Annotated in this window: 18 protein-coding genes; 6 read left to right on the top strand and 12 right to left on the bottom strand. The window is 62.6% G+C overall.

What is annotated here, in order from left to right; genetic code table 11:
• Positions 1 to 9 precede the first annotated feature (9 nt).
• Genes araA through AB5Y91_RS14595 form a run of 3 tightly spaced genes read right to left on the bottom strand, consistent with a single transcriptional unit; the run spans position 10 to position 3,896 of the window.
• Complete coding sequence (gene araA / locus AB5Y91_RS14585; RefSeq protein WP_368170130.1) at positions 10 to 1,509, bottom strand: L-arabinose isomerase; 1,500 nt, start codon at positions 1,507 to 1,509, stop codon at positions 10 to 12.
• Between the two features lie 15 nt (positions 1,510 to 1,524).
• A complete protein-coding gene (locus AB5Y91_RS14590) occupies positions 1,525 to 2,223 on the bottom strand; it encodes an L-ribulose-5-phosphate 4-epimerase (protein ID WP_368170131.1) in 699 nt (232 codons plus the stop codon).
• On the bottom strand, positions 2,220 to 3,896 hold the full coding sequence (locus tag AB5Y91_RS14595) for a ribulokinase (RefSeq protein WP_368170132.1): 1,677 nt from the start codon (positions 3,894 to 3,896) through the stop codon (positions 2,220 to 2,222). The genes AB5Y91_RS14590 and AB5Y91_RS14595 overlap by 4 nt, the downstream gene beginning before the upstream one ends.
• Before the next feature lie 361 nt (positions 3,897 to 4,257).
• Here AB5Y91_RS14595 and AB5Y91_RS14600 point away from each other — a divergent pair, with 361 nt between their 5' ends.
• The 4 genes from AB5Y91_RS14600 to araC all read left to right on the top strand — a co-directional run bounded on the left by AB5Y91_RS14600 (position 4,258) and on the right by araC (position 8,900).
• A complete protein-coding gene (locus tag AB5Y91_RS14600) occupies positions 4,258 to 5,241 on the top strand; it encodes an arabinose ABC transporter substrate-binding protein (protein WP_163149068.1) in 984 nt (327 codons plus the stop codon).
• Positions 5,242 to 5,307: 66 nt separating this feature from the next.
• Positions 5,308 to 6,804 (top strand): L-arabinose ABC transporter ATP-binding protein AraG, encoded by a 1,497-nt coding sequence (gene araG / locus AB5Y91_RS14605; protein WP_368170133.1) that lies wholly within the window; start codon positions 5,308 to 5,310, stop codon positions 6,802 to 6,804.
• A gap of 50 nt (positions 6,805 to 6,854) precedes the next feature.
• On the top strand, positions 6,855 to 7,856 hold the full coding sequence (gene araH / locus AB5Y91_RS14610) for an L-arabinose ABC transporter permease AraH (RefSeq protein WP_106887023.1): 1,002 nt from the start codon (positions 6,855 to 6,857) through the stop codon (positions 7,854 to 7,856).
• 132 nt (positions 7,857 to 7,988) lie between these two features.
• Positions 7,989 to 8,900: an arabinose operon transcriptional regulator AraC gene (gene araC, locus AB5Y91_RS14615; protein ID WP_368170134.1), complete on the top strand. Its 912-nt coding sequence runs from the start codon at positions 7,989 to 7,991 to the stop codon at positions 8,898 to 8,900.
• A 76-nt stretch (positions 8,901 to 8,976) separates the two neighbouring features.
• Here araC and AB5Y91_RS14620 read toward each other — a convergent pair whose 3' ends face one another.
• Positions 8,977 to 9,597: a bifunctional 4-hydroxy-2-oxoglutarate aldolase/2-dehydro-3-deoxy-phosphogluconate aldolase gene (locus tag AB5Y91_RS14620; RefSeq protein ID WP_163149066.1), complete on the bottom strand. Its 621-nt coding sequence runs from the start codon at positions 9,595 to 9,597 to the stop codon at positions 8,977 to 8,979.
• Complete coding sequence (locus tag AB5Y91_RS14625; RefSeq protein ID WP_368170135.1) at positions 9,581 to 10,543, bottom strand: sugar kinase; 963 nt, start codon at positions 10,541 to 10,543, stop codon at positions 9,581 to 9,583. Before AB5Y91_RS14625 ends, AB5Y91_RS14620 begins: the two co-directional genes overlap by 17 nt.
• Positions 10,544 to 10,857: 314 nt before the next feature.
• Here AB5Y91_RS14625 and kdgR point away from each other — a divergent pair, with 314 nt between their 5' ends.
• The gene (gene kdgR, locus AB5Y91_RS14630) at positions 10,858 to 11,652 is read left to right on the top strand and encodes a DNA-binding transcriptional regulator KdgR (RefSeq protein ID WP_106887019.1); all 795 of its coding nucleotides are present in this window, start codon (positions 10,858 to 10,860) and stop codon (positions 11,650 to 11,652) included.
• Positions 11,653 to 11,776: 124 nt separating this feature from the next.
• On the opposite strand, the gene AB5Y91_RS14635 is transcribed toward kdgR, so the two are convergent.
• The 3 genes from AB5Y91_RS14635 to kduI form a co-directional block, all read right to left on the bottom strand.
• Positions 11,777 to 12,301, bottom strand: a complete 525-nt coding sequence (locus AB5Y91_RS14635) for a YgjV family protein (protein WP_106887018.1) — start codon at positions 12,299 to 12,301, stop codon at positions 11,777 to 11,779.
• Positions 12,302 to 12,368: 67 nt separating this feature from the next.
• Positions 12,369 to 13,130, bottom strand: a complete 762-nt coding sequence (gene kduD, locus AB5Y91_RS14640; RefSeq protein WP_290071074.1) for a 2-dehydro-3-deoxy-D-gluconate 5-dehydrogenase KduD — start codon at positions 13,128 to 13,130, stop codon at positions 12,369 to 12,371.
• 80 nt (positions 13,131 to 13,210) lie between these two features.
• The gene (gene kduI, locus AB5Y91_RS14645) at positions 13,211 to 14,047 is read right to left on the bottom strand and encodes a 5-dehydro-4-deoxy-D-glucuronate isomerase (protein ID WP_234676952.1); all 837 of its coding nucleotides are present in this window, start codon (positions 14,045 to 14,047) and stop codon (positions 13,211 to 13,213) included.
• Positions 14,048 to 14,327: 280 nt separating this feature from the next.
• On the opposite strand from kduI, the gene AB5Y91_RS14650 reads away from it, so the two are divergent.
• Positions 14,328 to 14,660, top strand: coding sequence for a SemiSWEET family sugar transporter (locus AB5Y91_RS14650; RefSeq protein ID WP_111910953.1), 333 nt, complete (start codon positions 14,328 to 14,330; stop codon positions 14,658 to 14,660).
• A gap of 153 nt (positions 14,661 to 14,813) precedes the next feature.
• Here the strand turns inward: AB5Y91_RS14650 and AB5Y91_RS14655 are convergent, their stop codons facing one another.
• The 4 genes from AB5Y91_RS14655 to AB5Y91_RS14670 all read right to left on the bottom strand — a co-directional run bounded on the left by AB5Y91_RS14655 (position 14,814) and on the right by AB5Y91_RS14670 (position 21,042).
• Complete coding sequence (locus AB5Y91_RS14655) at positions 14,814 to 15,647, bottom strand: sugar phosphate isomerase/epimerase family protein (RefSeq protein ID WP_368170136.1); 834 nt, start codon at positions 15,645 to 15,647, stop codon at positions 14,814 to 14,816.
• A gap of 183 nt (positions 15,648 to 15,830) precedes the next feature.
• Positions 15,831 to 17,474, bottom strand: coding sequence for an alpha-glucoside-specific PTS transporter subunit IIBC (locus AB5Y91_RS14660; protein WP_234676954.1), 1,644 nt, complete (start codon positions 17,472 to 17,474; stop codon positions 15,831 to 15,833).
• 35 nt (positions 17,475 to 17,509) lie between these two features.
• On the bottom strand, positions 17,510 to 18,583 hold the full coding sequence (locus tag AB5Y91_RS14665) for a glycoside hydrolase family 105 protein (RefSeq protein WP_368170137.1): 1,074 nt from the start codon (positions 18,581 to 18,583) through the stop codon (positions 17,510 to 17,512).
• Positions 18,580 to 21,042, bottom strand: a complete 2,463-nt coding sequence (locus tag AB5Y91_RS14670) for a hypothetical protein (protein WP_368170138.1) — start codon at positions 21,040 to 21,042, stop codon at positions 18,580 to 18,582. The genes AB5Y91_RS14665 and AB5Y91_RS14670 overlap by 4 nt, the downstream gene beginning before the upstream one ends.
• Between the last annotated feature and the right edge of the window lie 139 nt (positions 21,043 to 21,181).

Consider the following 21,181-nt stretch of genomic DNA (forward strand, 5'->3'; position numbering starts at 1 on the left):
AGTAAGGGGTCAGTGGCAGATCTTGTAGTAGACCTCGTTCCAGCGCAGGGCCTCCTTGAGCGCGGGGATCCGGGTGTGCTCGTCGATCACCACGAACTCTATGCCCATGATGTCGGCGAAGGTGCGCAGCTGCTCTATGTCGACCGATTGGGTGAACACCGAGTGGTGGGCGGCCCCCGCCAGGATCCAGGCCTCGGCACTGGTTTGCAGGTCGGGCATGGGTTTCCACAGGGCGCTGGCCACCGGGAGTTTGGGCATGGCCTCTGGCAAGTCCACCACTTCGAGCTGATTGACCACCAGCCTGAAGCGGTTGCCCAAGTCGATGAGGCTGGCATTGACCGCCTTGCCGGCGGGGGCCGCAAACAGCAGGCGGGCCGGATCGGCCTTCTTGCCAATCCCCAGGTGCTGGGCGTCCAGCACGGGTTTATCGGCGGCGATGGAGGGGCAGACCTCCAGCATGTGGGCCCCCAGCACCAGGTTATTGCCCGCCTCCAGGTGGTAGGTGTAATCCTCCATGAAGGAGGTGCCGCCCGCGAGGCCGGCTCCCATCACTTTCAGGGTGCGCAGCAGGGCCGCTGTCTTCCAGTCCCCTTCGGCCCCGAAGCCGAAGCCTTGCTGCATCAGGCGCTGGCAGGCGAGCCCCGGCAACTGGTGCAGGCCGTGGAGATCCTCGAAGGTGGTGGTAAAGGCGCCAAAGCCGCCGTCGGTGAGGAACTTCTTCATCCCCAGCTCCTGGCGCGCCGCCTCATACAGAGATGAGCGCAGCGGTCCGCCCGCCTGCACCGCCTCGGTCAGGGTGTAGCTCTCTTCGTATTCGGCCAGCAGCGCCTCGATATCGCTGTCGGACACGGCGTCGATCACCTTCACCAGATCGCCGACCGGGTGGTAGTTCACCTGATAGCCGAACTGGATCTGGGCCTCTATCTTGTCGCCTTCGGTGACCGCCACGTTGCGCATGTTGTCGCCAAAGCGGGCGATCTTGAGGTGGCGGCTGTCGTGGATGGCGGCGGCGACCCGCATCCAGTTGCCGATCTTCTGTCTGGCCTCTTCATCCTGCCAGTGGCCGACCACCACTGTGCGGGGCAGCCGCAGGCGGGCTCCCATGAAGCCGAATTCGCGCCCACCGTGGGCGGTCTGGTTCAGGTTCATGAAGTCCATGTCGATCTCGCTCCAGGGGAGATCCCGGTTGAACTGGGTGTGGAACTGCAGCAGGGGTTTTTGCAGCTGACTCAGGGCCGGGATCCACATCTTGGCGGGGGAGAAGGTATGCATCCACACCATGAGCCCCACGCACTGCTCGCTGTGATTGGCATCGCGAGCGACGCTGCTTATCTCATCGAGTGTGGTGCCTGTGGGCTTGAGCACTATCTTGATGGGCAGCCCGGCCCCCTCGTTGAGCTGGTTGGTGATGGTGTGGGCGTGATCGGCCACCTGCTTCAAGGTGGTGGCGCCATACAGGTGCTGGCTGCCGACCAGGAACCACACTTCCAGCTGTTTCATCAATTCCATCTTGGTGTCCTCTTTTTACGCTTTTGTCTGGCCGTAATAGGCGTGTTTGCCATGTTTGCGCTGGTAGTGCTTCTCCAGCAGGTAATGGGGCAGGGGGCTGGCTGCGGGGTTGATCTGGCCGGTGAGCCAGGCCATGCGGGCCACCTCTTCCAGCACCACGGCGTTGTGCACAGCATCATCGGGGCTCTTGCCCCAGCTGAAGGGGCCGTGGTTGGCCACCAGCACCCCCGGCATGGTGAGGATGGGGGTCTGTTTGAGGGTCTCGACGATGAGATGACCGGTCAGCCCCTCGTAGTCCTCCTCCACTTCCCCCGGGGTGAGCAGGCGGGAGCAGGGGATCTCGCCGTTGAAGTAGTCGGCCTGGGTGGTGCCGAAAATGGGAATGGGGCGTCCGGCCTGGGCCCAGGCGGTGGCGTGGGTGGAGTGGGTGTGCACCACGCCGCCCAGTTCGGGATAGGTGCGATAGAGCACCAGATGGGTGGCGGTGTCGGAGGAGGGACGCAAGGACCCTTCCAGCTGCTTGCCCGCGAGATCCAGCACCACCATGTCCTCGGCCCGCATCCGCTCGTAGCTGACGCCGCTCGGCTTGATCACCACCAGACCCTGTTCCCGGTCTATGCCGCTCACGTTGCCCCAGGTGAAGGTCACCAGACCGTGGCGCGGCAGATCCAGGTTGGCGGCGAGCACCTGCTCCTTGAGGATGTTGAGGCTCATGCCAGTGCCCCCCGGTTGTAGAGGGGTTCGGCGGCGGCGCTCCAGGCGAGGTAGCGCTGGTAGAGCCGCTCATACTCGGCGACCCGCACCGGATCCGGCTGGTGGGTGCGCTCCACGGCGCTCGCCATATGGCGCTGGGCATCCGCCACATCGGCGTAGAGACCGGCCGCCACGGCGGCAAAGATGGCCGCCCCCAGGGCGCAGCACTGATCCGAGGCCACCACCTGGATGGGGCGATTCATCACGTCGGCGCAGGTCTGCATCACAGTCGTTGATTTGCGGGCTATGCCGCCGAGCGCAATCACCTGCTCCACCGGCACCTGCTGGCTGGTCATGCACTCCATGATGCTGCGGGCCCCGAAGGCGGTGGAGGCCACCAGGGCGCCGAACAAGTCGGGCGCATCGGTGCCGAGGTTGATGCCGGTGAGGGTGCCCTGCAGGCGCTGGTTGGCATAGGGGGTGCGGCGGCCGTTGAACCAGTCGAGCACCACAGGCAGGTGGGCGAGATCGCGCTGCTGCTCCCAGGCGGCGGCGAGGCTCGGCAACAGCTCCCGCTTGTGGGCCTCGATGGCGGTACGAAGCTCGGGGTATTGGGCGGCGAGGCTGTCCAGCGGCCAGCCGAGCTGGCGCTGATACCAGGCATAAATGTCGCCGAACGCCGATTGTCCCGCCTCCAGCCCCACCATGCCCGGCACCACGCTGCCGTCCACCTGACCGCAGATCCCGGCAATGGCGCGCTCGCCTATGGTGGCCTCATCCGCGATCAGGATGTCGCAGGTGGAGGTGCCTATCACCTTGACCAGCGCATTGTTGCCGGCCCCGGCCCCCACAGCCCCCATGTGGCAGTCAAAGGCGCCGCCGGCGATCACCACCTCGCAGGAGAGGTGCAGCCGCTCGGCCCACTCCGGGGTCAGGGTGCCGACCGGCAGATCGGCGGTCCAGCTGTCGGTAAAGAGGGGGAAGTCGAGATCCTGGGTCAGCAGCGGATCCAGGGCGTTGAGAAAGTCGGCGGCAGGCAGACCGCCCCAACTCGGGTGCCAGAGGGACTTGTGACCGGCGGCGCAGCGCCCGCGCTTGAGGGTCGCCGGGGCCTGGGTGCCGCTCAGTATGGCGGGCACCCAGTCGCACAGTTCGACCCAGTTGCAGGCGGCGGCGCGCACCGCAGCATCGGCTCGGGAGACGTGCAGTATCTTGGCCCAGAACCACTCGGAGGAGTAGATGCCGCCTATGTAGCGGCTGTAGTCGGGGAACTGGCCGCCGTGGCACAGGGCCGTGATGGCCTCGGCCTCCTCGATGGCGGTGTGATCCTTCCACAGCACGAACATGGCGTTGGGGTTGTCGGCAAATTCCGGGCGCAGGGCCAGCACTCGCCCTTCCTCATCGATGGGGGCCGGGGTGGAGCCTGTGCTGTCCACCCCTATGCCGCGCACGGCGGTTCGCTGGGTTGGGGTGAGCTGACTCACCACAGCCACCACTGCCTGCTCCATGGATTCGATGTAGTCGAGGGGGTGGTGGCGGAACTGGTTGTTGACCGGCTGGCAGTAGTGGCCGGCCTGCCAGCGTGGGTAATAGACGACATGGGTCGCCAGCTCGGCGCCGTCCTGGCAGCGCACGGCGAGTGCCCTGACCGAGTCGCTGCCGAAATCGAGTCCGATGACGATGTGCTCAGACATATGTGCTCCTGACCATCAATGAGGGGTGACTGGGGAGGAACCATAGGAGATGCACCGGACGGACGGTTAGCCATTGGCTGCTGGAAATATGGATTTAAACGCTACAAGCGCAAGAGGGTGACCCTGGTCGAGGATTCTGTATGTAACGATTTTGCTAAATATATAGACAAAATGGCTGCAATCTCATGGCGTGATCCTGCTCTCCATTTTTCCATGTGAAAACGATTACAACTTGGTTCGCTCATCTAGCAACAACAATAACGTCATGTTTGGACATGTTTTTATGTGGCGGTCAGAGGAATGGACCCAATGGCTGCGTTTCATGGATACATGGATTGATGGAACATCTGGAGACACTCGCATGAACAAAATCGTTAAAGGCATGATCGCGATGGGGTTTGCCCTTGGTATGGCAAATTCTGCTTTCTCGGCCGAGGCGCTGAAGCTGGGCTACCTGGTCAAGCAGCCGGAGGAGCCCTGGTTCCAGACCGAATGGAACTTCGCCGACAAGGCGGGCAAGGATCTCGGTTTCGAGGTGATCAAGATAGCCGTGCCCGATGGGGAGAAGACCCTCAATGCCATCGACAGCCTGGCGGCCAATGGCGCCAAGGGTTTCGTCATCTGCACCCCGGACCCCAAGCTCGGGGCCGCCATCATGGCCAAGGCCAACAGCATGGATCTCAAGGTCATCACTGTGGATGACCAGTTCGTCAACGCCAAGGGGCTGCCCATGGAGCAGGTGCCCCTGGTGATGATGGCCGCCACCAAGATTGGCGAGCGCCAGGGCCAGGAGCTCTACAAGGAGATGCAAAAACGCCAGTGGGACCTGAAGGCAACGGGGGTGCTCGCCATCACCGCCGATGAGCTGGATACCGCCCGTCGCCGGGTCGACGGCTCCTTGAGCGCGCTCAAGGCTGCCGGTTTCCCTGAAGGCCAGATCTACCGCTCCCCCACCAAGGCCAACGACATTCCGGGGGCCCTGGATGCCGCCAACTCCATGCTGGTGCAGCACCCCGAGGTCAAAAACTGGCTCATCGTCGGCATGAATGACAATACGGTGCTCGGCGGCGTGCGTGCCACCGAAGGACAGGGCTTCAAGGCCGAAAACGTCATCGGCATCGGCATCAACGGGGTGGATGCGGTGAACGAGCTCTCAAAGTCCAGCGCCACCGGCTTCCTCGGCTCCCTGCTGCCAAGCCCGGACGTGCACGGCTACAAGAGCATCCAGATGCTCCATGACTGGGTGGTCAATGGCACCGAGCCTGCCAAGTTCACCGAAGTGACCGATGTGGTGCTCATCACCCGCGACAACTTCAAGGTCGAGCTGCAGAAGAAAGGTCTGTGATCGCCAACCCCTGATACCCATGCCGGCATGGTGCCCTGCGCCGTGCCGGCTGGCTGGAGTCATGTCATGAATCAAGTTCCATATCTGGAGTTTTGCGGCATCAGCAAGGAGTTCCCCGGCGTCAAGGCGCTGCAGAACGTCTCCTTCTCCTGCCAGCAGGGCTCGGTGCATGCGCTGATGGGGGAGAACGGCGCAGGCAAATCCACCCTGCTCAAGATCCTGAGCGGCTTTCAGGCTCCCACCACGGGGGTGGTGAAGCTGGCCGGCCAGGAGAAGGTCTTTCAAGACACGGTCGATGCCCTGGAGAGCGGGATCGCCATCATCTATCAGGAGTTGCATCTGGTCCCCGAGATGACCATCGCCGAGAACATCTACCTCGGCCAGTTGCCCACCCGGCGCGGGGTCATCGACAGGGAGAAGCTCTATCAGGATGCGGCGAAACAGCTGGCGCGCCTCGGCATGGATGTGTCGCCGGAGACGCCGCTCAAGTACCTGTCGCTGGGGCAGTGGCAGATGGTGGAGATCGCCAAGGCCCTGACCCGGGACGCCAGCGTCATCGCCTTCGACGAGCCGACCAGCAGCCTGTCGTCTCGCGAGATAGATCAGCTGTTTCGGGTCATTCGCCAGTTGCGGGACGAGGGCAAGGTCATTCTCTACGTCTCCCACCGCATGGACGAGATCTTCGCCCTGTGCGATGCCATCACCGTCTTCAAGGATGGCCAGTTTGTGCGCACCTTCGCCTCCATGGCCGAGGTCAACCGGGATCTGCTGGTCAAGACCATGGTGGGGCGGGATCTGACCGACATCTATGGCTACAGCCCGAGGGCACTCGGCGAGGTGGGCCTGCGGGTAGATAACCTGATGGGGCCGGGACTCAAGGCGCCGGTGTCGTTTGAAGTGAAACGCGGCGAGATCCTCGGCATCTTCGGGCTGGTGGGGGCCGGTCGCAGCGAGCTGATGAAGCTTGTCTTCGGCGCCGAGAAGGCGCATGGGGGCGAGATAGTCGTGTTTGGCAAGCCGGTGCCCATCCGCAACCCCATCGACGCCATTCACAGCGGCATCATGCTCTGTACCGAAGACAGAAAGGCGCTCGGCATCATCCCCATTCACTCGGTGCAGGAGAACATCAACATCAGCGCCCGCCGCCACAAGGCGTGGGGGGGCTTCTGGATCAACCAGAAATGGGAGGACGAAAACGCGAGGCTCAGGATCCGCGACATGCGGGTCAAGACCCCGTCCCCCCATCAGGCCATCATGAACCTCTCCGGCGGCAACCAGCAGAAGGCCATTCTGGGGCGCTGGCTCTCCGAAGACATGAAGGTGATTTTGCTCGACGAGCCGACCCGCGGCATAGACGTCGGGGCAAAGAACGAGATTTACAACGTGATTTACGATCTGGCCAGGGTGGGCATCGCCGTGGTGGTGGTCTCAAGCGAGCTGCCTGAGGTGCTGGGCATCGCGGATCGGATCATGGTCATGCGGGAGGGGGTGATTGCAGGGGAGCTCTCCCACGATGAGGCCGACGAGGTCAAGGCACTCAATCTGGCCATGCCGGCCCGTTAATCCCCCGTGACTGCAACGGGATAGCACCCAGAATTTTTAGGAGAAATACCATGACAACAACTACCTCTGCCGGTCAGGCCGCGACCGTCTCGGCGGCCACCGGCTCCAGAGTGCAACTGGCCCGAGTGTGGGATCAGTACGGCATGCTGGTGATCTTCGCCATCCTGTTCCTGCTGGCCTGCGCGCTGGTGCCCAATTTCGCCAGTCTGATCAACATGCGCGGCCTGGGGCTTGCCGTCTCCATGTCGGGCATGGTGGCCTGCGGCATGCTGTTCTGCCTCGCCTCCGGCGAATTCGACATGTCGGTCGGTTCCGTGGTGGCCTGCTCCGGCGTCGCCTGCGCCGTGGGCATCAACGCCACCGAGAGCATCACGGTCGGCATACTGGCCGGCATGTCGGTGGGGGTGCTGTTTGGCCTCATCAACGGCATAGTGGTGGCCAAATTCAAGATCAACGCCCTCATCACCACCCTGGCCACCATGCAGATGGCGCGAGGGGTGGGCTACATCATCTCGGACGGCAAGGCGGTCGGCATAGTGGAAGAGGGCTTCTTCGAGCTCGGCAACTCAGCCCTGTTCGGGATCCCGACCCCGGTCTGGCTGACGGCGCTCTGCTTCGTGCTGTTTGGCCTGCTGCTCAACAAAACCACCTTCGGTCGCAACACCCTGGCCATGGGGGGCAATGAGGAGGCCGCGCGCCTCGCCGGGGTCAACGTGGTGCGCACCAAGATCATCATCTTCACCATGACCGGGCTGATTGCCTCCATAGCCGGCATCATACTGGCGTCGCGCATGACCTCGGGCCAGCCCATGACCTCCATCGGCTTCGAGCTGGTGGTCATCTCCGCCTGCGTGCTGGGTGGGGTCTCCATGAAGGGGGGCATCGGCAAGATCTCCTACATCATCGCCGGTGTGCTGATCCTGGGGCTGATGGAGAACGCCATGAACCTGCTCAACATCTCCCCCTTCGCCCAGTACGTGGTGCGTGGCCTCATCCTGCTCGCCGCCGTGCTGTTCGACCGCTACAAGCAGGTGCGCAAGGCCCGGGTCTGAGCGGTTGCGCCCTCAGGCACCAGGTCGGCCCACGCTGGCCTGGTGCCTCCTTCGAGCAAGCTGTGAGCCAGTTCAATAAATTCACATCAGGCCGCTTGCGAAAATAGGTTGTTCCAACGCCGGATCTCTACAATGGCCCAAGCCGATTTTTTTACCCAAGCGCTGTTTTCCGCCATGTCTTCGATGCAAAAAGAGAAGCCGAAACAACTCAATCCCCTGTTGCCGGGTTACGCCTTCGACGTCTTCCTGGTCTCGGGCATGACCCCCATAGAGCAGGGGAGCGCCCTCGACTTCATCATCGACCGCCCCCAGGGCATGAAGGGTTTCATCGTCAACCTGACCATCAGGGGCAAGGGGCAGATCTTTCAGGGGGATCAGGCCTTCACCGTGGAGCCCGGCGACCTGCTGCTGTTCCCGCCGGCGGCCGTGCACTATTACGGCCGGGCGCCGGATGCGCGGGAGTGGTATCACCGCTGGGTCTACTTCCGGCCGCGAGCCTATTGGGCCGACTGGCTCAAGTGGCCCCAGGTGACGGAGCGGGTGGGGCGTCTGCAGCTGGCGGACAGCCAGTTGCTCGCCGAATTTGACGCCCTCTTCCTCGACATCGAAGAGACCCACCAGCAGCTGCGACCCATGTCGGAACAGCTCGCCATGAACCTGCTGGAGCGGCTGCTCATTCGCTGCTACGAGGCCTCCTCCCTCAATGCCTATCCCACCATAGATCACAGAGTTCACCAGGCGTGCCAGATCCTGAGCGAGTCCCTCTGTGCCGAGATCTCGGTGGAGGCGCTGGCGGAGCAGGTCTTCTTGTCCCCCTCGCGGTTGGCCCACCTGTTTCGCGAGCAGGTGGGGGTGAGCATAGTGCGCTGGCGCGAGGATCAGCGGATCATGCGGGCCAAGCTGCTGCTGCAGACCACCCCCATGTCGGTGGCCACCATAGGTCAGCAGGTGGGTTATGACGATCAGCTCTACTTCTCCCGGGTGTTCCGAAAGCGGGTCGGGGTCAGCCCCACCGAATACCGCAAGTGCGCCACCCCCCTGTGATGCCGGGCACGGCAAGCTCCCAGAGATGACAAAGCCCTCACAATGAGGGCTTTGTCATTCAGGTGCGGGCCTGGGTTCAGAGCGCCGCGACGGCCTCACGGACCAGGGCGCCTATCTTGTCCCACTCCTGTTTCTCGATGAGATCCGCCGGGACCATCCAGGTACCGCCGCAGGCAAACACCGAGTTCAGGGCCAGGTAATCCTTCACATTGGCGGGGCTGACGCCCCCGGTGGGCATGAAGCGAACCGGGTAGACGGCGCTCATGGCCTTGAGCATGGGCAGGCCACCGGAGGGCTCCGCCGGGAAGAACTTGAGGGTTTGCAAGCCCAGCTCCATCGCCTGCTCGACCAGGCTGGGGTTGTTGACCCCGGGGATCATCAGCACGCCGCGAGCCTGGCAATACTGGACGATGCGCGGGTTGAGGCCGGGGCTCACGATGAAGTCCACCCCGGCGTCTATGGCCTGATCCACCTGGTCCGTGGTGAGGACTGTGCCGGCCCCGATGATCATGGCGGGGAAGGCGGCCCGCAGCTGACGGATAGCCTCGGCCGCCGCCGGGGTGCGGAAGGTGATCTCGGCGCTCGGCATGCCGTTGTCCATCAGGGCTTGGCCCAGGGCCACGGCGTCGTCGGCGTTCTGGATGGCGATGACGGGGATGATCTTCAGGGTCGAGAGTGTTTCAAGCAAGGTTGACATGGGTTGCCTCAGCAGTGGGAAGGGGGGTTGTTGGCATCGCCGAGCCGGGAATGATGGCCCCGCGATGCTGGATGACGGTGCCGGCCAGCAGATGGGCATAGCGGGCCGCTTCGCTTGCCGCTTGCCCGGCGAGCCGCGTGGCGAGGTAGCCGGCGCTGAAGGAGTCGCCCGCCGCCGTGGTGTCTATCACCCGCTCCCTGGCCAGTGACATGGCAGGCACCTGGTCGTGCCGCTCGCCTTGTACTATGAGGCAGGGCGCGGCCCCGCGTTTGATGACGATCTCGCCGACCCCGAGCGCCTGAGTACGCGCCACAACCTCAGCCTCCTGGCTGTCGCCCCACAGGGAGAATTCGTCGTCCAGGGTCAGGAAGGCGATGTCGGTGAGGGCCAGCATGGCACGGTAGGCCTGTTGCGCCGCCTCCTTGCTTTCCCACAGCCGTGGCCGGAAGTTGTTGTCAAAGGCGATCTTCACCCCCTTGGCCCGACACAAGGCCAGTTGCTGCAGCAGGCTGGCACGATCGGCGAGGGGGAGGATGGCGAGGCTGATACCGCTCAAATAGAGCCAGTCAACGTGCTGCAACTGTTGGCAGATTGACCCGGCGTTTTCGCCCTGCAACCAGTAGCGGGCGGCGGCATCATTGCGCCAGTAATGGAAGGTGCGCTCGCCCCGGGCATCGGTTTCGATGAGATAGAGACCGGGCAGTTTGTGCTCCAGCCTCTGTACCAGCTCTGTGTGCACCCCTTCTTGTTGCCACTGGGTCAGCATGGCGTCGCTCATGGTGTCGGTGCCAAGGGCAGTGACATAGGAGACGGCCAGATCGGGGTTGGTACGGGTCAGGTAGACGGCGGTGTTGAGGGTGTCCCCTCCAAAATGACGGACTATGCCTGCCTTGCTCTCGGATAGTTCGATCATGCACTCGCCAATGACGGCAATCTTGGTCGGCATATGCCCTCCCGTGTTGATGACGCCGTTATTATATTTAATGTGTAACTCGCATCAAATAAAATAAAACATCATTTCATAAAAATGCGATATGGCCCCACTATGGGACTAATGGTGCGATCTTGATGTCGAGGGAGGGGGCTGCATGGCCGCCGTGCCGCCCGGTTGCAAGGGCGGCGGCGTCGGTCAGCCGGGTCTGTGACCTCATCGGCAATGGCGCAGAGCCTGGGCGTTGCCGCCTGTGAAACACACCCATGGCTATGATTGGGCTTGCGTTTCAAATACACTGAAACGATGGAGCTTATAAGGAGAACCCTATGTCAGTGGTAGATACCTCGCCAGATTCCGTTTCATCCGTCCTGAAGGTCTTTGGCATCCTGCAGGCGCTGGGGGAGCAGAAAGAGATTGGCGTCACCGAGTTGTCCCAGCGGATCATGATGTCGAAGAGTACCGTCTATCGCTTCTTGCAGACGATGAAGACCCTGGGTTATGTCAATCAGGAGGGGGAGTCCGACAAGTACACCCTGAGCCTGAAGCTGTTTGAACTCGGTGGCAAGGCGCTGGAGCATCAGGAGCTGATCCCGATCGCGGATATCCAGATGCATCGCCTGGGCAAGCTGACCAAGGAGACCCTGCACCTGGGGGCCCTCGATGAGGACAGCATCGTCTATCTGCACAAGGTAGACTCCGAGTACAACCTGCGGATGTACTCCCGCATCGGTCGCCGCCGCCCGCTCTACAGCACTGCCCTGGGCAAGGTGATGATGGCCTGGCTGCCCGAGGAAGAAGTGCGCGGCATGTTGGCCAATGTGAGCTTTGAGCGCTTTACCGAGCACACCCTGACCGACATCGACGCCTTGCTGGCCCAGTTGGTCCTGGTGCGCGAGCAGGGTTACGCGGAAGACAACGAAGAGATGGAGCCTGGCCTGCGCTGCTTCGCCGTGCCCATCTACAGCCGCATGGGGCGCATCATCGCCGGGCTCTCACTGTCACTGCCCCTGGTGCGTTTCAGTGAAGAGAACAAGGAGGAGCTGGTGGGCTTGCTCCATGAGGCCGCGGCCCGTATCTCTGCTGAACTCGGTTTTCACGATTATCCATTCCTGGCCAGGTAACAGGGGATGAGCCGCGGCAGCCTGCCGCGCTCTTTCTCGAACCAAGCCGGTGGCGGGACTGTCTGACAGCAGTTCCGCCACCGGCTTTTTTGTCGCTTTCCGTGCTCGCCCGGGCACCAGGGACTTATAACTGTGGCGTGCTCGTGCATCTTCCCCGTCGCCGCGCCCTGTAGAGGCCGAGGATGATGTGGCCGTTGACGATGAAAAAGCTGCCTTCCAGCAAGATGCCTCCCCATGACCCCGCCCAGATGTTGTGGACAAGCCAGCAGACTGTGCTGCTCAACATGCACAACCGCAGCGCCATGCCCTCGAGCCGAAACAGGGCGTAGGTGCTCAAGGTGGTGCCGAGCAGCGTCAGCAACTGGATGGGGTGTATGACCTTGGGCATCACCAATAGCCAGGTCAGTCCCAGAAAAAACAGCATCACACCCAGGCCGCGATAATAGCCGGAGACCCAGGTCCGTACCGCACAGAGCAGGCAGTTGATGGCGGCGGCCGTGGCGCCGAGCAGCATGAAATGGGCTGTGAGGAGTGCACCGTTGAGGGTCAGGTGCAGCCGCAGTTTGCTGTCCTGAGATTGCAGGAAGGCGGTGATACCTATGGCACAGGCCAGCAGGCCAAGCAGTTGGGCCAGGGAGTCGAGCGGCATTGGATAGATCCCGAGACGAGATGAACGAAAAAAGGCGCCTGATGGCGCCTTTTGTATGGGTTAAGGGTTAGCGAGCCAGCCAGCCACCATCGACGGCAATGGTGTAGCCGTTGATGTAGTCGGAGGCGGGGGAGGCCAGGAAGACCACGGGGCCCATCATGTCATCCGGCACGCCCCAGCGTCCGGCCGGGATCCGCTCCAGAATGGCGGCGTTGCGATCCTCATCGGCGCGCAGGGCAGTGGTGTTGTTGGTGGCCATGTAGCCGGGGGCGATGGCGTTGACGTTGATGCCTTTGTTGGCCCACTCGTTGGCCAGCAGGCGGGTGATCCCCATGACGCCGCTCTTGGATGCCGTGTAGGAGGGGACGCGGATCCCGCCCTGGTAGGAGAGCATGGAGGCGATGTTGACTATCTTGCCGCCCTGGCCCTGGGCGATGAACTGTTTGGCGACCGCCTGGGACATGAAGAAGACGCTCTTGATGTTGATATTCATCACGTCGTCCCAGTCCTTCTCGCTGAAGCTGATAGCGTCGTCGCGGCGGATGATGCCGGCGTTGTTGACCAGGATATCGACGCGGCCGAACCAGGAGACAGCCTGATCCACCAGGGCGGGCAGGGTATCCACCTTGCTGACATCGGCCTTGAGGCTCAGGAACTGGCGCCCGAGCGCCTCCACCTTGGCGATGGTGTCGGTGGGCTCGACTATGTTGATGCCGACGATGTCACAGCCGGCTTCGGCCAGACCGAGCGCCATGCCCTGACCCAGACCAGTGTCACAACCGGTCACTATGGCAACCTTACCCTTCAAATCGAATGCATTGAGAATCATCTTGTTTCCTCTGCTGCCACCCGAAGTGGCAGGCATGATGGGGGAAAACGGGCAGTGCACACTGCCCGGCAAAGAGGGGATCAGCGCAGATCCCTGACAGCCACATGATCCATGTCGCCGAACACCTGGTTCTCGCCGACCATGCCCCAGATAAAGGTGTAGGCCTGGGTGCCGACGCCGGAGTGGATGGACCAGCTCGGGGAGATCACCGCCTGCTCGTTGTGAACCAGCAGATGACGGGTCTCGTCCGGCTTGCCCATCATGTGGAACACGGCGGCGTCGTCCTTCATGTTGAAGTAGAAGTAGACCTCCATGCGGCGCTCGTGGGTGTGGCAGGGCATGGTGTTCCACAGGCTGCCCTCTTCCAGCTGGGTCATGCCCATCACCAGCTGGCAGGTCGGCAGCACATCCGGCACCAGGTACTTGTAGATGGTGCGACGGTTGCTGGTGGCCGCATCTCCCAGGGTGGCCGGGGAGGCCTCTGCCCGGGTGACCTTGCGGGTCGGGAAGCTCACATGGGCCGGGGCGCTGTTGTAGTAAAACTTGGCCGGCTGCGCGGCGTCGACGCTGACGAAGCTCAGCTCGCGGGCACCCTGACCCACATAGAGCGCCTCGGCGTTGCCAACTTCATAGGTAGTGCCATCCACCACCACCACGCCCGGGCCGCCGATGTTGATGAGGCCAAGCTCGCGGCGCTCGAGGAAATAGTTGACGCCGAAGGTCTTGCCCAGCGCGTCCGAGAAGGCGAGGGGGCTCTGAATTGGCATGATGCCGCCGAACACGATGCGGTCGATGTGGCTGTAGGTCATGGTCAGCCGATCGGCGCTGAAGATCTCTTCCACCAGAAACTCACGGCGCAGGCCCTGAGTGTCCAGCTGCCTGGCATGATCGCTGTGAATGCTTTGACGAATTTGCATGGTTAACCTCGATGAGCGCCGCAGGTTGGCAGTCGCGTTGTCTGTAGTGTCAATAATGATAACAAGTGAAAAATAAAAATCAAAACACTGTTTTGTATTTTTATTTGTTGAGATTAAACTTCCTGTCCGGTGTGGCTCATGGCCGTGCCGGGCCCGTGAAACCGGGCCACAGATCCCTTTGCCGCACCAAGATATGTGCGCGGCCAAGAGCGGCTGCCTCCCTGCCGGGTGGTGGCGACAGGTCATTCGTTGCCAATCTCATTCAATAACAGGTCTATCAATGAACAAGTGTGTTTCATCCAATCGAATCATCATGCTGGCCGGGGTGGCTGCCCTGAGCACAGTTCTGTTTGCCTTCGATACCGCCTCCCTCGGGCTCTGTGCGGCCTTCCTGACCACGGGATCCTTCTCCCTGCAGGTGTTCGACATCCTCAAGACGCGGGAAACCAAGGCGATCTCCACCAAGATGTACCTGGTCTTCATCAGCGGCCTGCTGCTCTGGCTGACCTATGGCCTGAAGTCGGGCGACACGCCGCTGATCATGGCCAATGGCATCACACTGCTGCTGGCCAGCGCCGTCATGGTGCTGAAGTGGAGCAATGAGCGGGCCTGACCCAATAGCCGCGAAGATGACCATCCCCCACCGGGGATGGCCATCGGACGCGCCATCCATATCGGGGCTCAGCTCCCTCCCTCTGGTGGATGAACCAAGCGGCGCCCCGGGCGCCGTTTGTCGTAGGGGGCTCATCCTCTCCCGCATCCCGTGTTATCGACTCAAGTGGCGTAGATAGGCCACGCTCTCCCGCAAGGCGTCCCCCGTCAGCTCCTCGACGATGATGGGAATATGGGTCAGCTGACACTGCGCCAGCATGACCAGCACCTCGGCATAATCGATCAGCCCCTGCGCCAACCCCACCGACACCTTGTCACGTCCCGCCAGGATGAAGTTCTTGAAATGAAACAGCCGGATGCGCTCGCCATGCTGGTCGAGAAAATCCGCCAGGATCTCGCGCCAGTTCGCGGCGTTGTCGGCATCCAGCAGATTGGCCAGATCCAGGGTCACCAGGAAGTGCTCCCCCAGGCGGGCATTCAGCCGCGTCAGGCTCCGGGCGTCGTGAATGATGTGATCGCACACCGCCTCGACCAGAAAGTCGCAACCTGCTTGCGCCAGATCGGGTTTTAACTGGGCCAGGGTCTGCTCCACCTTGTGAAAGGCGGCGGCGCCGTGGTTGTCCGGGTGCCGGCTCCAGTCATCGTCGTTCAGGGAGCCGGTCTCGCTGCCCACGGCGCCGATGTGGCAGTGCTGGGCGAGCTCGATGTTGAGCCGTACCCGCGCCAGCTCGCGCCCCAGGACGTCGGCGTCGGAGTGGGCGGGGTTGAAGTAGCTGGCCAGCAGGAAGAGGGGGAGCCCGGCCTCTTGCAACTGCTGGATGTGGGTAGTCAGGGCGTGGATATCACGGGCCTGATAGGCCTCGGGCCAGCTCTTGTGCACGGCCAGCTGCAGCCCGTCGAGGCCGAGCTCATGTGCCTGGGCGATCAGCGCCTGGGGCGTCTGATCCGCGAGATCATGGGCACGGGCCCCAATCTTCAATCTGTTCATGACATGCTCCTGTGGGTCATGGCTGTCTCTGACAGCGGTTTGGCACCTGGCGAGGGCCGGCATCAGAAACGGCTTGCGAGCCCATCTGGGCTCGCAAGTTCAAGAGGCAAGTCGCGGCGCTCGAATGGGCCCCGGTGAGGGGGCCCGATGCGTGCGCTTGCCATCGGCACAATCAGTGCTTCATCAGGCGGCAGGGGCCGGGACGGCGGTGTCGGGGGCTGGCTGCGGGCCCTTGTTGTACTCCTGCTCGAAGTACTCGCGCACCATGGGAGCCGACAGACCGACCACCACCTGCAGGTTCTTGCCAGAACGCATGACCCCCAGGGCACCGGCCTGTTTGAGGGCCTTGTCATCCTGCACCAGGGTCTGATCCTTCACCACCAGGCGCAGACGGGTCTGGCAGTTGCCTATGGTCTCGACGTTGTCACAACCCCCGACACAACGCAGGATGGCGGCGGCTCTGAGGCGATCCGGCTCCTGACCGGCCACGGCCTTGCCAGACTGCTTGTCGCGGTAGTCCTGCTTGGAGTAGAGACGCACGTCGTCTTCTTCCTCTTCATCGCCACGACCCGGGGTCAGGAAGTTGAACTTCAGGATCATGTAGCGGAACACGAAGAAGTTGATGGCGGCGAAGCCGAGGCCCAAGGCCAGGTGGATCCAGATGAGGTGAGCATGGTTCTTGGCGTAGAAGACCCAGTTGAACAGGATGATGTCGTTCAGACCGCCGCCCATGAAACCGACCACGCCGGACAGATAGAGCGCCACGCACAGGGTCGCGCCTATGACCGCATTGATGAGATAGAGCACAGGGGCCACGAACAGGTAGGTAAATTCGATGGGTTCGGTGATGCCGACCGCCATGGCGGTGATGATGGCCGGGATCACCAGGGCGGCTATCTTGCGCTTCATCTTCTGTTTGGCGGTGGCATAGATGGCAAGGCCGGCCCCCAGGGAGCAGAACACGCTGATGTTGCCGTACAGGGAGTAGCCGGCGGCCGGGAACTGCTCAACCAGGGGCACGGTGGAAGCCGCGTAGGTGGAGACGTTCTCGATCCAGTGGGTATAGAGGCCGCCGTCGACCACGGCCGGGCCGAAGAAGAAGGGGAAGTAGACGAAGCGGTGCAGACCGGTCGGCACCAGGATCCGCTCCACGAAGGCGAGCAGCCACATGCCGAAGGCATCGGCTTCCACATAGAAGCCCTGCATGGCGTTGATCCCCACCTGGACCTTGGGCCAGAACTCGCAGGTCAACCAGGCCATGGGCAACATGACGAAGAAGGAGATGATGAAGACCAGGCTCATGCCCTGGAAGATGGTGAGGTAATCCGGCAACTTCTTCTCGAAGAAACGGTTGTGGATCCAGGTCACCACACCGCCGATGATGAGGGAGAAGACGATGCTGGTATCCAGCGTCTTGATGCCCCCCACCAGCGCCAGGCCACTGGAGCCGCCCACTTCCTGATTGAAGTTGACCCCGAACTCAGGCCCCCAGAAGGTGAGCATGCTGTTGGTGAAGTAGTTGTAGGCCATGTAGGCAAAGAAGGCGACCAGCGCAGCCCGGGCCTGACCCGTCTTGGCGAGACCCACCGGCAACGCCATGCAGAACAGCAGGGGGAAATTGCGGAAGATGGTCCAGCCCCCCGACTTGATAATGGTCATCACCTTGAAGAAGTTGGAGTCTGGGTGAGCCAGATCCCCCATGATATCGGGCATGGTGAGCAGCCCGGTGATGGCGAGCAGCAGACCGGTAAAGGGTAGAAAGGCAATGGGGACAGCCATGGCACCGCCAAAGGTCTGGAAGGCCCCCATAAAGTTCCGTTTGGACATTTAGTTTTCTCCGAATGGTTACAGCAATAAAGTGTTCAGGCCAGCCACTGGCCCTGCTCCAGCTCGAGCAGCAGCAACATCGTCAGCGCCTGGGCATAGGGCACGGGCGCCATGGCAATGTCGCAGTAGTACTGATGGTCATGACCCACCATGGTGCCTTTGGAGGCCTCGAGGACGATGCCGTCCCCATCGATGCGCTGCCACACGGCACGGGCCGCCCGCAGCGCCGGTTCCACCGTGCTCTCATCCAGCAGGCCCAGACGGACACAGCGCAACATGCCATAGGCGATCCCCGCCGTGGCCGAGGACTCCTGGGGAGATAAGGGGTCATCCAGCACCGTGTGCCACATGCCGTTGTCGGCCTGCAGCTCGCACAGGGAGCGCACCTGGCGCGCCACCACCTGGGTGAAGTAGCGCCGCACGCCGGCATCCAGGTGCTCCCCCATCAGATCGATGAACTCGGGCACGGCCACGGTGATCCAGGCGTTGCCCCTGGCCCAGAAGGCCTCGGCGTAATGGTGCCGGTCGAGGAAGGTCCAGCCGTGGTACCAGAGGCCGCTCTTGGGCTCGCTCAGGTAGCGGGTGTGCAACAGGAACTGGTAGACGGCCTCGTCGATCAGATCCTGCCGTGCAAGCACCCTCCCGGCGGTGCCGAGGAACAGGCAGGTCATGAAGAGGGTGTCATCCCAGAGCTGGCCGGTGTTGGGTTGCTCCTTCACCACGTGCTGGAAGCCGCCCTCTTCGGTTCTGGGCAGGTTGGCCAGCAGATCGTCGGCCCAGGCGTTGACCACCTCGCGCAGATCGGCGCGGCCGCTGTGGCCCGCCAGCAGCGCCAGGGTGATCATGGGGGCAGTGGTGTTGATCTGCATGGCGGGCAGCCCTTTGGCTATCTGCCCCTCATACCAGGCCAGCAACGAGGCTTGCAGTTCGGCGTCGTCCTTGTGCCGGGCATAGCGCCAGAAGCCGTAGAGCCCGACCCCGACCTCCCACTCCCACTGCTCGAACTGGATGGCCAGGCCCTGGCTGGCGGTCAGCTCGCCCATGCCTTTGAGCTGGCAGAAGCCGCGGACCACCCGCTCCAGGGTAGGGATGAGTACTTGCTGTTTCATTGTGCCTCTCCACGATAGGTGACGATGGGATCGCATCCCGCCTCGGCGGGGAAGGAGTAGGAAACCCCCTCGATCAGGCAGTTGCCCTGCCAGTCCAGGCGCATGAGCTCAGACTCCGGGGTACAGGCGATGGTCGTCTCGCCCTCGAGGCGGACCTCGAGCGCCGCCATGCGTTGGCAGAAGGCCGCGAAGGCCATATCGTCGCCATGGCCGACCTCGATATACCAGGCCACCCGGTGCGCCTTGGCGCGATATTCGTTGCCGGCGGTCATCCCCGCCGTCACCGCGCACAGGGGGGTCGAGCAGCCGATGGCGGCGAAGGCATTCCCGGCCCGGATCAGGCAGCAGTGAGTCGTCACGATCACCTGATCGAAGGCCTCCGCCGGCAGGTAAAGGTGGGTCCAGGGGAAGGGGTCATCCTCGGCCAGCTGATAGAGCTGCAGGGTGCGGTTTTCCACCTGCATCACCCGCGGCAGCACGCCGTTGCCGGACCAGTAGGAGGGGCGCTGCTCGCCGCCGGGTTCGGCTTCGCCGGGGTGGTTGACCCAGAATTTGGCGTCATGACCGGAGGCGAACTGCACATCCACCAGATGCTGCTGATGGCCGCGCTGACCGGTGTTGTGGTCGACGCAGCTGGAGAGGCTGACACCCGGCTCCTTCCAGACGACTATCTTGCCGCCTCCCGCCTGATAGCAGGCCGCCAGGGTGCCCTGTTGCAGGGTCGCGTAGCGGTCAGCCGCAACCGGCGGCTGATAGTCGCTGGCGCAGAACAGCGGCAGGGAGGCGCACTTGCGGTTATACCAACCGCCGCCCCAGGCGACGTTGCCGTAGGCCGACAGCTCGGTGAGCACGCCAGCCAGCAGCTCCTTCTCGTAGACCCGCCCCATGGTGCCGGCGGCGATCCCTGCCTGATAATGCAGTGAGCTGAGCAGCATCAGCCGATCGATGAGCGCCTTGGCGCGCTCGCGCACCCAGGCATCTCCCGCCAGCTGATAGAGCGCGAACAGGCCGATGTAGTCGACCGGGTAGTAGGGCGCCGAGTTCCACTCGACGAAACCGTGGCGATCGATGGCATCGAACCACAGCGCCAGGCGCTCTGCCGCGATGGCGCGTTGCTGCTCGCCGCTGCGTCCCGAGGCCAGGAAGCGCTCGTGAGGGAACAGCTGGCCAGCCAGGTATTGGGCGGTGTGGAAGCAGAGGGTATGGTTCTCGCTCCAGAACCACATCACATCGTTGCCCGGCTCATCCAGCCAGTAGCGGTAACCGAGGATGGAACTGCGCACCCGGCGCCACATGGCGGGCTGGAAGTGCTCGCCCTGATGGCGTTGCCAGATCCAGAGCAGCGGGACCAGGGAAAAGTCGGAGCAATCCTCGCGGGCGCTGATCCGTGCCAGGGTATCGAGCAGCAGCTGATCGGCCTCGGCCGTTAACTCGCCGCAGTGCAGCATGGCCAGCAGGCGAGCGGTGCGATCCATGCCATGACGGGCGGTGTGGCGCAGCGCCTGCTGCTTGCGATCGCTCAGGCTGGCTGATTGCTCGGCCTGGCCGAGGGGTTGCATGACGTTGACACCGACGCTGCGGCTGATGCTGACGCCGGCACAGTGCATGTTCAGCACGATCTGGTAGTGCGCCGGCCCTATGTCGGCGGGGAGCGCCAGGGTCAGCAGATGGCTACCCGGCGAGAGGGTGCCGAAATCCACCTGACGCACCTTGAAATTGTCATTGCCCATGCCGTGGATCTCGCCTTGCAGGCGAACGGGATGAGCCGGTGCGGCCACGCCGAGCCGGATTCGGGCCTGGTTGTGCCAGGCGCTGAGTTCGGGGCGCATGGCGCCGGCAAGCTGGCACAGCTCATCGAGCACCTTGGCATCGATATGGGGCAGCGAGACCCCAAGAGGCGCGTGACCACGGTAGATGAGTCGCAGCGCAAACACCGTATCCCGTTCGAACAGCTCTTCCAGATGGACCAGCAGGGTGTTCTTGCCCGCCTGCAAGGGCAGCATCAGCTCGCAGCTCTGCAGCTTGTTGCGGGTGAAGGGGGTGAACCGGGTGATGGCAACCCCGTCGCACCACAGGCGGGCCCCCCCACAAGTCGACAGCTGGAAGGGATAGTTTCCCGCCTCGTTGGCATGCAACTCCACCTCCAGCCAGCGCTGCACATGGAATGGCACACGCTGGAAGGAGGAAAAAGAGACGGTATCGCTCTCGCCGGTGAAACTCACCTGAGTGCGAGGCAGGGCTTCATCCGGTTCGACGGTGCGCTCGGCCATCTGCTGGCGGAAAATGCGCCGGCAAAAGGCATCGTCTTGCGGCCCGGCACCATTCTGGAAGCGGTAATCCATGGCCATGTCCATGGCTTCACCGGCAAAAAACTCGGCGAATCGCTCCTCGCGTGGCTCAGATACGCAAAAACGGGTGAGTGCCGCATTTGGCTCAAGCACCCAATTTCCAAGCTTCATACAACTCTCCTTGAAGCTATTGACACCCATAGGGCTTTATTTATATTGAGTAACCAGACGAACCCCTTTTATGTAATTAAAGGGGTTCGTCACCTTAATGAATATAAAAGCGAATAGCAGTCTTCTTTAACGGCAGTCG

Origin of the sequence: Aeromonas sp. R4-3 (genome assembly GCF_040908275.1) — a bacterium.
GTDB lineage: Bacteria > Pseudomonadota > Gammaproteobacteria > Enterobacterales > Aeromonadaceae > Aeromonas > Aeromonas rivipollensis.

Coding starts and splice junctions, on each gene's coding strand:
- araA (WP_368170130.1), bottom strand. CDS start 1,509: ATGGAATTGATGAAACAGCTGGAAGTGTGGTTCCTGGTCGGCAGCCAG.
- AB5Y91_RS14590 (WP_368170131.1), bottom strand. CDS start 2,223: ATGAGCCTCAACATCCTCAAGGAGCAGGTGCTCGCCGCCAACCTGGAT.
- AB5Y91_RS14595 (WP_368170132.1), bottom strand. CDS start 3,896: ATGTCTGAGCACATCGTCATCGGACTCGATTTCGGCAGCGACTCGGTC.
- AB5Y91_RS14600 (WP_163149068.1), top strand. CDS start 4,258: ATGAACAAAATCGTTAAAGGCATGATCGCGATGGGGTTTGCCCTTGGT.
- araG (WP_368170133.1), top strand. CDS start 5,308: ATGAATCAAGTTCCATATCTGGAGTTTTGCGGCATCAGCAAGGAGTTC.
- araH (WP_106887023.1), top strand. CDS start 6,855: ATGACAACAACTACCTCTGCCGGTCAGGCCGCGACCGTCTCGGCGGCC.
- araC (WP_368170134.1), top strand. CDS start 7,989: ATGGCCCAAGCCGATTTTTTTACCCAAGCGCTGTTTTCCGCCATGTCT.
- AB5Y91_RS14620 (WP_163149066.1), bottom strand. CDS start 9,597: ATGTCAACCTTGCTTGAAACACTCTCGACCCTGAAGATCATCCCCGTC.
- AB5Y91_RS14625 (WP_368170135.1), bottom strand. CDS start 10,543: ATGCCGACCAAGATTGCCGTCATTGGCGAGTGCATGATCGAACTATCC.
- kdgR (WP_106887019.1), top strand. CDS start 10,858: ATGTCAGTGGTAGATACCTCGCCAGATTCCGTTTCATCCGTCCTGAAG.
- AB5Y91_RS14635 (WP_106887018.1), bottom strand. CDS start 12,301: ATGCCGCTCGACTCCCTGGCCCAACTGCTTGGCCTGCTGGCCTGTGCC.
- kduD (WP_290071074.1), bottom strand. CDS start 13,130: ATGATTCTCAATGCATTCGATTTGAAGGGTAAGGTTGCCATAGTGACC.
- kduI (WP_234676952.1), bottom strand. CDS start 14,047: ATGCAAATTCGTCAAAGCATTCACAGCGATCATGCCAGGCAGCTGGAC.
- AB5Y91_RS14650 (WP_111910953.1), top strand. CDS start 14,328: ATGAACAAGTGTGTTTCATCCAATCGAATCATCATGCTGGCCGGGGTG.
- AB5Y91_RS14655 (WP_368170136.1), bottom strand. CDS start 15,647: ATGAACAGATTGAAGATTGGGGCCCGTGCCCATGATCTCGCGGATCAG.
- AB5Y91_RS14660 (WP_234676954.1), bottom strand. CDS start 17,474: ATGTCCAAACGGAACTTTATGGGGGCCTTCCAGACCTTTGGCGGTGCC.
- AB5Y91_RS14665 (WP_368170137.1), bottom strand. CDS start 18,583: ATGAAACAGCAAGTACTCATCCCTACCCTGGAGCGGGTGGTCCGCGGC.
- AB5Y91_RS14670 (WP_368170138.1), bottom strand. CDS start 21,042: ATGAAGCTTGGAAATTGGGTGCTTGAGCCAAATGCGGCACTCACCCGT.